Raw genomic sequence first — 14,291 nt, 5'->3', positions numbered from 1 at the left:
GGTCAACCCATCGCAGGGGCAGGGGCCATCGTCCACATCTGTGTCTCATGCCGCATCACGAGGCTGCTCTGGTCGATCATGCGCATGATGTCGGCGGTGCAGTCGGCCTGCGGGAACTTGGCGCTGGCTTCCTGCGCCGCCGCCAGATCGGCCCAGATCACATAGTCCATCCATGTGCCATCCTCGCCTTTGGACAGGCGCCGGTCAATAAAGCCGCGCATATTGCCGATGAAGCTCTCGGTCTTTTGGGTGGCAGCCACATAGTCCGCGTCGCTGACGCCCGGGTTCAGTTTGAAGGTTACCACTTCCACCACGGTCTTGGTCATCTGTCGTCATCCTTGTCTTGACGGTTTCGATGATCCTGTCCTAAGGCAGGGCAACTGACACAAACCTGTCAGTTGAGTGATGGCGGATTGAAAAAACCGTATATGTGAGGGCAATGGGCGCTCCGATCTGCCAGCCTGCGCTTTGCTCCGGCGCGTGCAGCGCCTATCACTCAGGACAGGACAACCTATTTTGGCGCTTTGGGCTGTAGCCCGATCCCGCGCCCCGCATAACGAAAGGCAACACCCATGCTCAACAACATCGGCCTTCCCGGCATTCTCCTCATCGCCGTCGTGGTTCTGGTTCTCTTTGGCCGCGGCAAGATCTCTTCGCTGATGGGCGAAGTGGGCAAAGGCATCACCTCCTTCAAAAAAGGCATCAGCGAGGGCAGCAAAGAGCTGGAAGACGACGCCGCCGATCAAGCGCGCGACGTCACTCCCGAAGCTGACAAAGACAAGGCGTAACTCCTAGATGTTCGATCTTGGCTGGACAGAGCTTCTGGTCATTGGCGTTGTTGCCCTGATCGTGGTCGGGCCCAAGGATCTGCCCATGTTGTTCCGCATTGTGGGCCGGTTTGTGGGCAAGGCACGCGGCATGGCCCGTGAATTCAGCCGTGCGATGGAAGACGCGGCGGATGAGGCGGGCGTCAGTGACATCCAGAAGAGTTTTAAAACAGCGACGAATCCGATGGGATCGGCGATGGACAGCGTCAAACAGGCGACACGCGATCTGACAGATTCCATCGATCCCACGAAATTCGACCCCGACAGCGAGACCGGCAAGCTGGCCGCCGACCGGGCCGAAAGCGCCAAGAAGATACAGGCCGCCACCGCGCGTGCTGCAGCAGAGCGCAAGGCCAAGGAGGCCGCCGAGGCCATGGCCAAGGCAGAAGAGGCCGAGGCGGCACTGGCAGCAACATCAAGCGGCGCGCCGTCTTCTGACAGTGAGACTAAGGCATGAGCCAAACAGACGATCTAGACGATTCCACAGCGCCGCTGATCGAGCATCTGGCGGAACTGCGCAGCCGCCTCATCCGGGCGGTGCTTGCCTTTGCTGTTGGTATCGTGCTGGCCTTTATGGTGGCCGAGCCGATCTTGCAGTTCCTTGTATCCCCGATCGAGCAGACCCTGCGCGAATTGGGCGATCCCTCCCCGACGCTGCAATATACCTCACCGCAGGAATATCTGTTCACGCTGTTCCGGATCTCCATGGTGTTCGGCTTTGCGCTGTCCTTCCCGGTGATCGGGTTCCAGCTGTGGCGGTTCGTGGCACCGGGGCTCTACAAGAGCGAAAAGGGCGCGTTTTTGCCGTTCCTGATTGCCTCGCCCTTTATGTTCCTGCTGGGCGCGAGTTTTGCGCAATTTGTGGTGACCCCGCTGGCGATGCAGTTCTTTCTGGGCTTTGCGGACGTGAGTTCGATTTTTGCGGGCCTGTTGTCGCAGGCCACCGGAAGCGATGTGCCCGTGGATGTGGCAGTGGTGCCGGAAACTGCTGAGGGGGTGAAGATCACCTTCTTTGGCAAGGTGAACGAGAGCCTTGATATCACGCTCAAATTCATCATGGCCTTTGGCCTGTGCTTCCAGCTGCCTGTGCTTTTGACGCTGATGGGTAAGGCCGGTCTGGTGAGTGCCGAAGGGCTGGGCGGTATGCGCAAATATGCCGTGGTGGCCATTCTGGTGCTGGCCGCGCTGGTCACACCGCCGGATGTTATCACCCAGATCATCCTCTTCACGGTGGTTTACGGGCTTTACGAGGTGTCGATCTTCCTCGTCGCCCGTGTCGAGAAAAAGCGCGAAGAACAACTGCGTGCCGAAGGGTTCTACGATGATGAACTGGACGGCGAGTAGGCACGAAAACAGCTCTTATGAATGAAGGAGGCGCGCTTTTTGAGGCGCGCCTTTTTATCATGTTCGGTTCCATATTCGACCCTGTCGTTGCAGGATGGCGCGTGCATGTGGCTGCGCGTGAATGCATGTCTTTCGCGCGAATATTGCGGGCAGGTTTGTGCGCTCTTGTTGCGCGGGGGCAATCGTGCTTTGTCATGGCCGCACTCAGACGTGGAGGAAGGCATGGACGACAACACACTTAGCCGCATTGCAGACGCGCTGGAGCGCATGGCGCCCGCCCCGCTGGCGACACCGGATTTTGCGGCGGCTTCTGGGTTCGTCTGGCATGTTGGCCCGGATCGTTTGGAACCGGTGCCTGAGATCAACCGCGTGGAGTTGGATCTCTTGGTGGGGATTGATCGCTCGCGCGACACGCTGTTGGAAAACACCCGCCGTTTTGCAGCAGGTCACGCGGCCAATAATGCGCTGTTGTGGGGCGCACGCGGCATGGGGAAATCTTCGCTGGTGAAGGCCATCCACGGCGCGCTGACAGACACGCATCCCGATCTGAAGCTGGTGGAACTGCAACGCGAGGATCTGCCTTCGGTGGCGCGCCTGTTGAACCATCTGCGCGGCGCGCCATACCGGTTCATCCTGTTTTGCGATGATCTGTCGTTCAGCCATGACGACCAGCACTACAAGAGCCTCAAAGCGGTGCTGGACGGCGGCATCGAGGGTCGGCCTGAGAATGTGGTGTTCTACGCCACCTCCAACCGCCGCCACCTGATGCCCCGTGACATGATCGAAAATGAGCGCTCCTCGGCGATCAACCCCTCCGAGGCGGTGGAGGAAAAAGTCTCGCTCTCGGATCGTTTTGGTCTTTGGCTTGGATTCCATCCCTGCAATCAGGACGCTTATCTCGCGATGATTGAGGGCTATTGCGCGGCTTATGGCATCGAAGTCGACGCCGAGACACTGCGGGCCGAGGCGGTGGAGTGGCAGGCAACGCGCGGTGCGCGGTCGGGCCGCGTGGCGTGGCAGTTCTTCACCGATCTGGCAGGGCGTAAGGGTGTGGCGCTGCGCTGACACTGGTGCGGGTATCCGCCGCGGCCCGTCAGGGACGCGGCGCCGGGCCCAACGGTTTTGATCGTCGCTTTGCGGCGGTGAAAACGGGCGGGAGTGCTGCCTTGATCAAGGCAAGCATAGCAGAGTTACCCGAGAGAATTTCAGGCTGATGGAATAGGCCAGAAAGGGGGGAGGCTCCCGCCCGTCGCTGGGGCGCAGAGCGCCCCACTCCCGTTGGGCCGAGCGCCGGACCTGACGGTCCGGCGCGGGCGCATTTCGCCATGTATGCCGTGTTGGGATGTGTTACTGCAGATAAGGCAGGGGATCGACGCTTTCGAAGCCGTCGCGCACCTCGAAGTGAACATAGGCCTCTTCAGCGCTGCTGCGCAGATTTGCGATGGTCTGGCCGCGGTTCACGCGGTCGCCCTTCTTGATCTTGATGCCATCCACATTGGCATAGACAGACAACAGATTGCGGTCGTGACGGATCACGATGATCGGCACTTTGTTGGAGTCCGCGGTGATGGCCGCAACTGTGCCTGCGGCGGCGGCCTTTACAGCGCTGCCCGGTGCCGCTGAAATGTCGATGCCATCATTCTTACCCTTGGAATAGGCGCGAATGATCTTGCCGGTGACCGGATAGGCCATTGCCGCCTGTGAGGCGCGGGTTGGTTCCTCGACTTTTACCGTTGGGGCGGGTTCTGCGCGGGCTTGTGCTGCGGGTTTGACTTTTTCATCCGGCAACGGCTGCGTGGCGCTTGGGGGTGTGGGTGTTGAGCTGCCCTGACCGGGCGCGGTCACGGTTTCTTGCGTCTCGACCTTCGGCGGCGGTGCCTTGGGATCTTTGAGCGGGATCAGCAGATATTGACCTTCGCGGATGGCAAAATCGCTGCCAAGCCCGTTCCATTCCGCCAGTGATTTCACCGGGATTTGATAGAGGCGGGCAATGGTATAGGCTGTCTCGCCGCGGGTGACCTTGTGGCGCACGGGCTCCGGCCCATCCTGCACACGAGCCGGTGCGGGTTTTGCAGGAGTGTTCTGCAGCGTCGTCGTGGTGACAGATCCGGGGTTGGGCGATGTGGACGGGGCGCTGTCGATGGCGCTGCCAGCCAGAGAGGCGATATCGACGCCGCCGGGGGCCGCGTTGCCGCCACGTGCCGAAGTTTCTGGCGCGCGGCGTGGCAGTACCAGCACCTCGCCTTTACGCAGCGGGTCTGTGGTTTCCACGCCGTTAAAGCGCGCAACCTCGACCGCAGGAAGTCCGATCCGGCCTGCCAGATCGGCGACGGTGTCGCCATTGCGCGCGACGGCCACCTGATATGAGGGGTAGGTGATCAGGCCACGGCTGTCTGGCGCAGGGCGGTTCTCGGTGGCGGTCTGGGCCGCTTTGGAGGTGTTGAACGCGCCGAGTTGACCGCGCAGGTCATAATCCAATGGTTCAGTACAGGCTGCGGCCACCAAAACCAGCGGCAACAGTGCTGCGGGGCGCAGGGGGATCGGGCGGAAGACCTTGCTGGGGCGGGTCATATCTCTTGCTCTCCTCGAATGGCGTCCCCGTTATGGCGGAGACTTTGACGGCAGCGGCGAAGTATCTGGCCCGGGCCTGAACCGAGCGTGGCGCCACCGCACAACGGGGCTGACCACGGAATAGGACAGCTCAGGTGTCTTTTCCAAGCCCTTCCAGCAACGGAACAAAGCGCACCGGGCGCAATTCGTCATATTCCAGCCCATTTTCCGTCTTTCGGACGCGGATCAGCGTCTGAACGGCATCGGACTGCCCCACCGGCACCACCATGATACCGCCTACCTTCAATTGAGCAAGCAGCGGTCCGGGGGGGTCTTCGGCGGCGGCGGTCACAATGATTCGATCAAACGGAGCCTGATCGGGCATCCCAAAGCTGCCATCGCCGACCATTGAGGTGATATTTGACAGGCCCATTTTCTGAAACACCTGCCGGGCCTCGCGCACCAGCCGCCCGTGGCGATCCACCGTGTAGACGCGACGTGCGAGTTTGGCGAGCACTGCAGCCTGATAGCCAGAACCAGTGCCCACTTCGAGCACGGTGTCACGCGCATTGACCTGCAGCGCTTGGGTCATCAAGCCTACAACCGAGGGCTGGGAAATGGTCTGGCCGCAGGCAATCGGCAGCGGCACGTCCTCATAGGCGCGTTCCGAGAAAATGCCGCGCAGGAACAGGCCACGGTCGACGGCTTCCATGGCCTCGAGTACTGGCCCTTCGGTGACCCCGCGCGAGCGCAGAGCAAAGAGAAACTGCATCTTGGTTTGCGCGTCGGGGCCGCTCATTCGATTGCCTTCAAGGCCTCCAGCGTGTCATGGGCAGTGAGGTCGGCGCGCATCGGGGTGACAGAGATGAACCCCTCCAGATTGGCCGCCGCATCGGTTCCCGGCGCGGTCGAGATTTGCTGATCGCCGCCTTTCACCCAGATGAAACGCTTGCCATTCGGGGAGAATTGCTCTTCTGCGGAGAACCGTTTGCCTTCGCGGCAGCCCTGAGTGGTGACCTTGATCCCTTTGACATCCGCTGCTGCGACAGGGGGGAAATTGATGTTGTAAAACAGCCGGTAGGCATCTGTGCTCTGGGGTTGAGCGGCGAGCAGTTTGCGCACCACAGCGGCCCCGTGCTGGCGCGCCGCTTCAAACGGGGTGTCCAGATTGCGGTTGCCACTGCCGAAATACTGCGAGAGCGCCATTGCGGGCACGCCCTGAAGAGCACCCTCCATCGCGCCACCCAATGTGCCGGAATAAAGCGCGTTTTCGGCGGAGTTATTGCCCCGGTTTACGCCTGATAGGATCAGATCCGGCAAATTGTCTTTCATCACCACATGCAGTGCAGCCAGCACGCAATCGGCAGGCGAGCCCTCGGCGGCAAAGCGACGCGGCCCGAGTTCGGACAGGATCGAGGGGTGGGTGTAGCTGATGCAGTGACCAACGCCGGATTGTTCAAAGGCGGGGGCAACGGTCCAGACCTCGCCATCCGGGCCTGCGAGTTCAGCGGCGATCTGTTCCAGAACGGCCAGTCCCGGTGCGCTGATGCCGTCGTCATTGGTGACCAGAATGCGCATTGTGACCCCTTAGCATATCTGCGGATTATTCACGTTTTTGTCTGCGCGAACCCAATAGATGGGGGCAGAGACTGCGCCCTTGAATAGGCGGCAGGGCGTCACAGGGCAAGGTTTTTGCCCGCATTTTCAACTGTGCGGCGGTGCTGGTGTGGCCAAATCGCCCGGAATGACCAAGGCTCTGGGGCAGAGCCGGGGCGCTGCCCCGGACCCCGGGATATTTTTTGTTAGAAGAGGGCGGGTCTCAGTCTGCCAGAATGTCGGGCAGCAGTGCGGCTGCGGCCTGCGCTGGCGACGTCAGGGTCTCGCGGTCTTCGCCCGGGAAGAAGCGGGCGCGCAGAGCCGTGGGCATGGCGGGTGGTGTCAGCAGTTTGACCTTTGGGCCAGTGCGGGCCGTTTCCTGCTGCCAGCTGCGGGCAAGGGAGATTTGCGCCGCTTTGGTCGCACCATAGGCGCCGAAGAATTTTTCGCCCGCGCGGGGGTCGTCAAAGAAGATCGCCTTGCCTGTCTGGCCCAGCAAGGGGGCCACATAGGGGATCAGCACCGAGGTGGCTGTCGCGTTGATGGTGAGGGACTTTTGCCAGTCCTTTGGGGCCACGTGGTGTGCAGGGCTGAGCGGTGCTGCGTGGATTGCGCAGTGGAGCCACAGGTCGAGTTTGCCCCAGCGATCAAAAACACTACGGCACAGGGTCGCCATTGCCTCGGGGACGGTGATGTCCATCGGGGCAAGTGTCGCCGAGCCGCCAGCGGCTTTGATCCGGTCGTCGAGCTCTTCCAGCGCGCCCGTTGTCCGGGCGACGGCGATGATGTGATGCGTGGGCGCAAGCGCTTCGGCCAAGGCGGCGCCAAGGCCCCGCGAGGCCCCGGTGATGAGGGCGAGTTTATCGGTCATGGCCGCTTACATGCTGTGAGGCCGCTCCGGGGTCAAGCCCCGTGATGATCCTCATGTCGCCCTGCGACGAGATGCGCCTTTGTGCGGCAGATATCGCATGGCGGCCTTCAGTTGGTGAGGATCGGCAGGCGGCCCACTTCGCCGCGCCGCTCGATCAATAGACCGTTTTGGTCGATTGCGACAATGCGGCCAAGGCTGAGGCGTTCACCGGTTTTTACGGTCTCGATACGTCCGGAGGCATAACGCACCAGTGCCTGCATGTTGTTTTCCGATCCAAAGAGGCCGATAAGTGAGAGGTTGCGGTTTGGAAGCGCGCCCTTTGAGGTGGCGAGCGCTTCGGCGGTGGCGGTTTGTGAGTTAGCCATTCGGGGTCCGGCGACGCGCTTGGGTGCGGAAATTGCAATCCCAAGCGCGCGATGTGTCTGCTGTGAGTGGTGATCAAATGGTTCTGAGCCGCTGCTATCAGCGACGAACACAAAGCAAAAGCGGGGTGTGCCCGACTAAGCGGGGGGCAGCCGACATGGCGTGGGCAAATGCGCGAACTGCTGCCGGAAGGTCAGGCGTCGTAGACCAGCGAGGCGAGATCATGCCCATAGGCATGTAGAAAGATCAGCAGTTCTTCGAGATCAAGGCCAAGTTCTTGCATGCGGGCAAGGTCATGATTGACCTCAGACACCTGAAGTTCCGGATATTGGCCATCGGGACGCATGTGTAACATGCAAGCAAGCGGGCCACTGCTGTCTGGCGGGATCTGGTTTGAGAGCCATGCGGGGCGCGAGCCCATGCTTTCGGTTTCGCGCAATTCAAAGAGGTCGAGATACTCTATAAAGACCTCCTCGTTGACACCGGCCCATGTGCCAAGAATGAACTCCTCGCCACGCGAATCTGCCAGCGGGATCGCCAATACCGCACGCAAGAAGCGCAGGCTGCCAAAACGGCAGAAATCCTCGGTCAGCACATCGCCATTGGTCGCAAACACGGCTGTGTTGTCCTGCACCTCCAGATCGCCCGGCACGATGTCGGGGCGGTCGCAGGAGAGGCTGAGAAGCTGAGCAAACGTCGCGCCACAACAGCGGCACTGACGAGAAGAACTCAGCATGCGGGCGAGATGCGCGTCCAAGAAAGCGCCCCTTTCGAAAGTCAAATAGAGAATGGCGCTGATCTGTCGGGATCAGCGCCATCGGGATTGATGAGGCCCCATACGCCTGTTGGCGCGGACATGCAATCGCTGTGCCAAAGCACCCTCGGGCAAAGCGCACCTCCGCAGGTGCCGCGACGGAGCCTGCGTTTTGACCTCAGGTCGCCAGTGTTGCACCGTTCCAAGAGGTGCCAGCGTCGGGCATGTCTTTGATTTTCTTGCTGACGCGGCTGCTGCTTTCCAACGTGTTGAGGTAATCCTCGCTCACGGAGCCGGTGACATATTTGCCGTCAAAGCAAGAACAGTCAAAGGTGTCGATATCCGGATTGCCACCCTGCGCAGCCCAGATCAGGTCTTCCAGGTTTTGATAGAACAGCTCATCCGCGCCCAGTTCCTCGCGAATCTCCTCGATGGAGCGGCCATTTGCGATCAACTCATGTTTGGTGGGCATGTCGATGCCGTAGACATTGGGGTATTTCACCGGTGGCGACGCGGAGGCGATATAGACTTTCTTGGCGCCCGCTTCGCGACACATCTGCACGATCTTCTTGATGGTGTTGCCGCGCACGATCGAGTCATCGATCAGCAGGATATTGCGGTCCTGCATTTCGCGTGGGATCGCGTTCAGCTTGCGGCGTACGGATTTTTGCCGCTCTTCCTGACCGGGCATAATAAAGGTGCGGCCCACATAGCGGTTTTTGACCAATGCCTCGCGGTAGCGGATGCCGGTGATATTGGCGACTTCCAATGCCACGGGGCGTGCGCTGTCCGGGACCGGGATGATGGCATCGATGTCCAGCCCGGAGGCCTCGATCTGCTTTGCTAGGGTCTGGCCCATGCGGATCTGGGTCTTGTAGACCGAAATCCCGTCGAGCAGGCTGTCGGGACGTGCGAGGTAGACATATTCAAAGATGCAGGGCGTCAGCTTGCCCTCGACCGCCTGAAACTCATGTTTGTTGCCGTCGAGATCAATCAAGATGGCCTCGCCGGGTTTCAGGTCGCGCAGCTTTTCAAACCCGTTGATGCCAAAGGCCACATCCTCTGAGGCAAAGGCATAATCGTCACCGTTTCCTTCGGCGTCGCGTTTGGCCACCGACAGCGGACGGATGCCGTGCGGGTCGCGGAAGGCCAGCATGCCGACACCGGCAATCAGGCAGATGACCGAATAGGCCCCCTGCACGCGCTCCATCGTCATTTTCACACCGGCAAAGATGTTGCGGATGGGATCGGCGTTGCCATTGACCTTGATGGCATCGGCAACTTTATCCGCCAGCACGTTGAGCATGATTTCGGAATCCGAGGTGGTACGCAGGTGGCGGCTGTATTTGCCGGTGACCTTGGCGCGCTGCTCTTCGGTGTTGGTGATGTTGCCATTGTGAACAAGATAGATGCCATAGGGCGCGTTCACAAAGAACGGCTGCGCCTCGGCGGCCGAAAGCGACCCGGCAGTTGGGTAGCGCACATGGCCCATGCCGATGCAGCCCTGCAGGGTGTCGGCATCTTTTGCGCCGAAGACATCCTTCACAAGGCCATTGGCTTTGCGTTCGCGAAAGAACCCGTCGCCGTAGGTGACGATGCCTGACGCATCCTGACCGCGATGCTGCAGCATCAGCAGCCCGTCATAGAGTTCCGCAAACACTTGGTGGTTTCTGCTTGCGATGCCCAAGATACCGCACATGGCGAGGCTCCAATATAATCGTTCGAGTGGCTTACAGCCCGAAGGCCGAGACGTGAGGTGTCGCGGCGCGAGCGCCGGGAACGGAGGCCGCAACAGCATATGTTGGGCCAAGATATAGGGGATTTCTCGTGAACGGGTAGGCGGAGCCTTTGCGGTGCAGCGCTGCGATGGCGCGGGCCACACTGCGGCTGCGGGGTGCCAGAGGGGCAGAACCTGCAGCGCGAGAGCGACTGCGCAGGTCGGCTGAGTACTGGATCAACACAGGGGCTTTGGCTCCGAATCCTGTCTAACAGTGACGGCCCTCACATAGGCTGTCTGACAGGCAATGTCATCAAAGGATCACAATGTCGGGCCGGATCGGAGCGGGATTTCCCGCACAGGCTGAATTGCGCGGCGCTGGATCGTCGTCAGATGTCAGCGCAGAGCGATCTGGATAGGTTTAGGTTTCAGGCTGCGTAGCGGCCAAACAGCAGATCGATGGGATCAAAGGCCGGTGCAGGCATTGCGTCGAGGCCAAAGAAACGCGCATCTACTGCGTCTTCGTCAATCTCGGCGGCCGTGTTCTGCTCGATGGAGGATTCGCGACCAGCTTCGACAATCATCCGGGTCTCAGAGAGGCTCAGGACACTGTAGAACCCATCATCGTCAGATGCGCCTGCGTTCAGGACCAGACCGCCTTCGCTCCAGAGCAATTCTTCTTCGGCGCAATCGATGTGGATGCGGGCGATACGTTGGGGCAGGGCGGTGCTGATCCCGTTATGGCCAATCAGTGCGACGAGCTTTGCGGTCACGACTGGAAGGTCGAAAAGTTCCAGCGCCAGATCGCCTTCGATTGCGACAATGGCATCGGAAGGAAGATCAAGTGCGGCGTCGTTGCCCAAAGCACCCGCAGGTACATGCACCATGGCGGTGAGGCGCGGAACGGAGTGACGGATGTTGACCACTTCACGCAGGCCGCCGTCGAAGGTCTGAACCATGTCACCGGGGCGCAGGGTACGGGCCTGTTTGAAACCAAACTCTGTCTCGATGAGGGTGCCGGGCAAAACACCGCCCTGCTGGGGGCGCAGGCGGGACGCGCTAAGACCCTCTGCGTCATCCGAACGCAGGTCCAGAAGCAGGTCAACCGGCTGATAGTCTGTAAACGCGGTGGTGTGATCCAACAGCATGTCCAAATGTCCCTTCTGAGAGCGCCGAGGCTTTTTGCCTTCGTTGATCTCAATTGGCCCCTGAATTGGGACAAGAATGGGGCAGGCTTGGGACAGTTTCGGTACCAGAGCGCATTTGGGACCGGAAAAACACGATACAACCCAAAGGTTAACGCCGGATCTGAGGGTAATTAAGGACTTGTTAACACCTGGAGACGGATTTCGCCTGCATTGGGCAGATGTTTAGAATCGATTCTTCTTTGTTAATAGATGGTTAATTATTGCTGGTTTCGCGTTAACCACTTTGCGGAGGCTGAGGATAACTCTGTGAACAGATCTTAGCGAAACACGGGTTTGGTTTATTCTTGTTTGGGGATGTAAAAAGGGCGCCCAAGATGGACGCCCCTTCGAAATGTCAATGTGACGTCTCTCAGCCTTCGCAGGAAGAGATCAGGTCTTCGTACTTTTGAGTCACCCAGCCAAGCGCTTGCTCGGGGTTTTGCTCTTCGACCTTGCCGATCACTTGGTTGAACACTGCGGCCGAGCGGCTCTCATCCACCATAGTGAAGCTCTGCCCGGTCATGATGACATTATAGACAAAGAAGCCAATCACCACGAGCAGGATGCCGCGCAGCACGCCAAAGAAAAACCCAGCCCCCTGATCGAGCCCGCCAAGTGCAGAGCGCTGTACCAACCCCGCCATGAGAGGCGTGAAGAAGGAGACAACGATCAGCGCAATGGCAAAGACCGCAAAGAACGCGGCGATCAGCGACAATTCGCAACTGTCGGCGATAAAGTCGCCCACCACCGGAATCTCTGCCATCAGAGGTTCGGCCTGCGGCGCGAACATATAGGCCAGCACACCAGCGGCAACCCAGCCGATGATAGCCATGACTTCGCGGACAAAGCCGCGTGCATAGGCAAGAAGCGCCGATACAACGATAACCAGCGCTACTGCGCCGTCGATAATGGTGAAACCTTCCATGTCCCTCGCCTGTTTGCCCGCGAAATCTCTATTGAGTGGCCTTTTAGCCTGCTCCGAAATATTCGCCAACAAATCCTGTGAGGTCGGCGGCCGGGCGCAGGGTCAGGCCGGGGACAGATACAGTTTTGCCACCGCTCGGAGCGATCGCTGCCGTGAAACCAAGTTTTTGCGCTTCTTTCAACCGGTTTTCGGTCTGAGGGGCCGGTCTGAGCGCCCCTGAGAGGGATATTTCGCCAAATATTGCCGTATCCGCCGGAAGAGCTGTGTCTTCTCGGGCACTCAGGAGCGCGGCGGCGACCGCCAGATCGGCTGCGGGTTCGGAGATTTTCATACCGCCTGCGACGTTGAGATAGACATCAAGACCGGCAAAGGGGATGCCGCAGCGCGCTTCTAGAACGGCAAGGATCATCGCAAGGCGCGAGCTGTCCCAGCCGACGACTGCGCGGCGCGGTTGCGAATGGGGCGAGGGTGCCACAAGCGCCTGCATCTCCACCAAAACCGGTCGGGTGCCTTCGATACCGGCAAAGACCACCGATCCGGGCGAGGGCTGACCGCGTTCGGACAGGAACAGTGCCGAGGGGTTTACCACCTGTGCAAGGCCACCTCCGGTCATCTCAAACACGCCGATCTCGTCGGCGGGACCAAAGCGGTTCTTGACTGCGCGCAGGATGCGGAACTGATGGCCACGCTCACCCTCGAAATAGAGCACCGTGTCGACCATATGCTCCACCACGCGGGGGCCCGCGATCTGGCCTTCCTTGGTGACATGGCCCACCATGATGATGCTGATGCCGTTGGTCTTGGCGAATGTGGTCAGCTCATGCGCGGCGGCGCGCACCTGGCTCACCGACCCCGGTGCGCTGTCGACATTGTCCGCCCACATGGTCTGGATGGAATCGATGATGGCTAGCTGCGGCTTTTCCGCCTCAAGCGTGGTCAGGATATCGCGCAGATTGGTTTCTGCCGCGAGCTTGACCGGCGCCTGCTCCAGCCCCAGCCGTTGCGCGCGCATCCGCACCTGGGCAGAGGCTTCCTCGCCGGAGACATAAACCGTCTTCAGCCCCGCGTGGGCAAACTGCGCCGCTGCCTGCAACAAGAGCGTCGATTTGCCGATACCGGGATCGCCCCCCACAAGGATCGCCGAAGCCTCCACCAAACCGCCACCAAGCACACGGTCGAGTTCGGCGACCCCACATAATGTGCGCGGCGGTGGTGTTTCTTGCGTCGCCAGATCGCTCAGCACCAGCCGCTTGCCGCGCATGGCCCCCAGTGATTTCTTGGCCGGACCGGCGGAAGTGAGGCCCTTGTCCTCGGAAATGGTGTTCCATTCGCCGCAACCTTCGCAGCGGCCTGACCATTTGGAGAAGGAGGCTCCGCAGGCGGAGCAGGAGAATGTTGTCTTTGCCATGGGCGATCAGTGGCAGATGTTTCCGGTTTGTTCAAGTGCGGCTTTACCGTCTTCTAACCACAAATATCCCGGGGGAGGCCCATCAGGGCCGGGGGCAGCGCCCCTTTTTCCCCGCATATAGGTGGGGCTCCCGCCAGTCGCACGATCATCACAGATGATCTCCTCCTGTTGAGCCGCGCGCCGCTGGCGCGGCGCGAAGGGGCTGCTGAGAAGCGGTTCAGGGGCAGGTCTGCCCTGAACGCGCCTTGTCCAGCCTGAATGCGAGTCGCCTGCGCCTCAATGATCTGCGACCGCGCGGGGCGCGGCGGCCCGCTGGGCCGTCATTGACCCGCCGCCGACTCACGTTTGATCTGGCGGTCCGTCAGAATCGACAGAATGATGGAGGCAAGGATGCAGGCGGTGAAGAGATACATCCCCCAGGCCACCTCGATCGTGGCGTAGCTGATGCCTTTTGCCAACGTGATATAAAGCGCAATCAAGAAGACATCGGCCATCGCAAGCTTGCCGAGGATATTCAGCACAGGCAGGCTGCGCGCATCCAGCAGGCGGAACTGCACCAAGGCGAGGCCGATAGTCTTGAGGTAGGGTGCGAAGAGCGCAAATGCGGTGACCACCAACGCCAGCACGATGTCACTGTCCCAGAGGCTCTGAAGTCCGGTGAGGACGGAGATTTCCGACAGGCCGAAGATCGGCAGAAAGCCCGCCCGCAACAGAGGTGCAAACCACGCGACGGGGTAGAGCATCAGCAG

Annotated in this window: 16 protein-coding genes; 4 read left to right on the top strand and 12 right to left on the bottom strand. The window is 60.3% G+C overall.

Going from position 1 to position 14,291, the window contains the following annotated elements:
- Positions 1-2 precede the first annotated feature (2 nt).
- Positions 3-326: a hypothetical protein gene (locus UB90_RS12610; protein ID WP_065326019.1), complete on the bottom strand. Its 324-nt coding sequence runs from the start codon at positions 324-326 to the stop codon at positions 3-5.
- A 246-nt stretch (positions 327-572) separates the two neighbouring features.
- Between UB90_RS12610 and UB90_RS12605 the strand changes: the two genes are divergently transcribed.
- From UB90_RS12605 to UB90_RS12590, 4 genes are all read left to right on the top strand, one after another.
- A complete protein-coding gene (locus UB90_RS12605) occupies positions 573-788 on the top strand; it encodes a twin-arginine translocase TatA/TatE family subunit (protein WP_005673018.1) in 216 nt (71 codons plus the stop codon).
- A 7-nt stretch (positions 789-795) separates the two neighbouring features.
- The gene (tatB, locus tag UB90_RS12600; protein ID WP_065331977.1) at positions 796-1,284 is read left to right on the top strand and encodes a Sec-independent protein translocase protein TatB; all 489 of its coding nucleotides are present in this window, start codon (positions 796-798) and stop codon (positions 1,282-1,284) included.
- Complete coding sequence (tatC, locus tag UB90_RS12595; RefSeq protein WP_065326018.1) at positions 1,281-2,171, top strand: twin-arginine translocase subunit TatC; 891 nt, start codon at positions 1,281-1,283, stop codon at positions 2,169-2,171. Before tatB ends, tatC begins: the two co-directional genes overlap by 4 nt.
- 222 nt (positions 2,172-2,393) lie before the next feature.
- On the top strand, positions 2,394-3,236 hold the full coding sequence (locus UB90_RS12590) for an ATP-binding protein (protein WP_065326108.1): 843 nt from the start codon (positions 2,394-2,396) through the stop codon (positions 3,234-3,236).
- A gap of 282 nt (positions 3,237-3,518) precedes the next feature.
- Here the strand turns inward: UB90_RS12590 and UB90_RS12585 are convergent, their stop codons facing one another.
- The 11 genes from UB90_RS12585 to UB90_RS12535 form a co-directional block, all read right to left on the bottom strand.
- Complete coding sequence (locus UB90_RS12585) at positions 3,519-4,742, bottom strand: M23 family metallopeptidase (RefSeq protein WP_065326017.1); 1,224 nt, start codon at positions 4,740-4,742, stop codon at positions 3,519-3,521.
- Positions 4,743-4,872: 130 nt separating this feature from the next.
- A complete protein-coding gene (locus tag UB90_RS12580; protein ID WP_005665154.1) occupies positions 4,873-5,520 on the bottom strand; it encodes a protein-L-isoaspartate(D-aspartate) O-methyltransferase in 648 nt (215 codons plus the stop codon).
- On the bottom strand, positions 5,517-6,299 hold the full coding sequence (gene surE, locus UB90_RS12575) for a 5'/3'-nucleotidase SurE (protein WP_065326016.1): 783 nt from the start codon (positions 6,297-6,299) through the stop codon (positions 5,517-5,519). The genes UB90_RS12580 and surE overlap by 4 nt, the downstream gene beginning before the upstream one ends.
- A gap of 241 nt (positions 6,300-6,540) precedes the next feature.
- On the bottom strand, positions 6,541-7,188 hold the full coding sequence (locus UB90_RS12570; RefSeq protein WP_009176848.1) for an SDR family NAD(P)-dependent oxidoreductase: 648 nt from the start codon (positions 7,186-7,188) through the stop codon (positions 6,541-6,543).
- A 107-nt stretch (positions 7,189-7,295) separates the two neighbouring features.
- Entirely contained in the window at positions 7,296-7,553 is a 258-nt protein-coding gene (locus tag UB90_RS12565; RefSeq protein ID WP_009176183.1) for a hypothetical protein, read from the bottom strand.
- 191 nt (positions 7,554-7,744) lie between these two features.
- A complete protein-coding gene (locus UB90_RS12560; protein ID WP_081285580.1) occupies positions 7,745-8,308 on the bottom strand; it encodes a DUF2199 domain-containing protein in 564 nt (187 codons plus the stop codon).
- Between the two features lie 175 nt (positions 8,309-8,483).
- A complete protein-coding gene (purF, locus tag UB90_RS12555; RefSeq protein ID WP_009177099.1) occupies positions 8,484-10,004 on the bottom strand; it encodes an amidophosphoribosyltransferase in 1,521 nt (506 codons plus the stop codon).
- Between the two features lie 446 nt (positions 10,005-10,450).
- A complete protein-coding gene (locus UB90_RS12550; protein ID WP_065326014.1) occupies positions 10,451-11,170 on the bottom strand; it encodes a Hint domain-containing protein in 720 nt (239 codons plus the stop codon).
- Between the two features lie 409 nt (positions 11,171-11,579).
- Positions 11,580-12,134 (bottom strand): CvpA family protein, encoded by a 555-nt coding sequence (locus UB90_RS12545; RefSeq protein WP_065326013.1) that lies wholly within the window; start codon positions 12,132-12,134, stop codon positions 11,580-11,582.
- Positions 12,135-12,177: 43 nt separating this feature from the next.
- Complete coding sequence (radA, locus tag UB90_RS12540; protein WP_009176144.1) at positions 12,178-13,542, bottom strand: DNA repair protein RadA; 1,365 nt, start codon at positions 13,540-13,542, stop codon at positions 12,178-12,180.
- Positions 13,543-13,862: 320 nt separating this feature from the next.
- The gene (locus UB90_RS12535; RefSeq protein ID WP_065326107.1) at positions 13,863-14,285 is read right to left on the bottom strand and encodes a paraquat-inducible protein A; all 423 of its coding nucleotides are present in this window, start codon (positions 14,283-14,285) and stop codon (positions 13,863-13,865) included.
- Positions 14,286-14,291 lie beyond the last annotated feature (6 nt).

Origin of the sequence: Tritonibacter mobilis (genome assembly GCF_001681715.1) — a bacterium.
In the GTDB taxonomy this organism is placed as follows: Bacteria; Pseudomonadota; Alphaproteobacteria; order Rhodobacterales; family Rhodobacteraceae; genus Epibacterium; species Epibacterium mobile.
This window is presented reverse-complemented; position numbering and strand designations above follow the sequence as displayed.

Coding starts and splice junctions, on each gene's coding strand:
- tatC (WP_065326018.1), top strand. CDS start 1,281: ATGAGCCAAACAGACGATCTAGACGATTCCACAGCGCCGCTGATCGAG.
- UB90_RS12570 (WP_009176848.1), bottom strand. CDS start 7,188: ATGACCGATAAACTCGCCCTCATCACCGGGGCCTCGCGGGGCCTTGGC.
- UB90_RS12605 (WP_005673018.1), top strand. CDS start 573: ATGCTCAACAACATCGGCCTTCCCGGCATTCTCCTCATCGCCGTCGTG.
- UB90_RS12610 (WP_065326019.1), bottom strand. CDS start 326: ATGACCAAGACCGTGGTGGAAGTGGTAACCTTCAAACTGAACCCGGGC.
- surE (WP_065326016.1), bottom strand. CDS start 6,299: ATGCGCATTCTGGTCACCAATGACGACGGCATCAGCGCACCGGGACTG.
- tatB (WP_065331977.1), top strand. CDS start 796: ATGTTCGATCTTGGCTGGACAGAGCTTCTGGTCATTGGCGTTGTTGCC.
- radA (WP_009176144.1), bottom strand. CDS start 13,542: ATGGCAAAGACAACATTCTCCTGCTCCGCCTGCGGAGCCTCCTTCTCC.
- UB90_RS12545 (WP_065326013.1), bottom strand. CDS start 12,134: ATGGAAGGTTTCACCATTATCGACGGCGCAGTAGCGCTGGTTATCGTT.
- UB90_RS12580 (WP_005665154.1), bottom strand. CDS start 5,520: ATGAGCGGCCCCGACGCGCAAACCAAGATGCAGTTTCTCTTTGCTCTG.
- UB90_RS12590 (WP_065326108.1), top strand. CDS start 2,394: ATGGACGACAACACACTTAGCCGCATTGCAGACGCGCTGGAGCGCATG.
- UB90_RS12585 (WP_065326017.1), bottom strand. CDS start 4,742: ATGACCCGCCCCAGCAAGGTCTTCCGCCCGATCCCCCTGCGCCCCGCA.
- UB90_RS12565 (WP_009176183.1), bottom strand. CDS start 7,553: ATGGCTAACTCACAAACCGCCACCGCCGAAGCGCTCGCCACCTCAAAG.
- purF (WP_009177099.1), bottom strand. CDS start 10,004: ATGTGCGGTATCTTGGGCATCGCAAGCAGAAACCACCAAGTGTTTGCG.
- UB90_RS12535 (WP_065326107.1), bottom strand. CDS start 14,285: ATGCTCTACCCCGTCGCGTGGTTTGCACCTCTGTTGCGGGCGGGCTTT.
- UB90_RS12550 (WP_065326014.1), bottom strand. CDS start 11,170: ATGCTGTTGGATCACACCACCGCGTTTACAGACTATCAGCCGGTTGAC.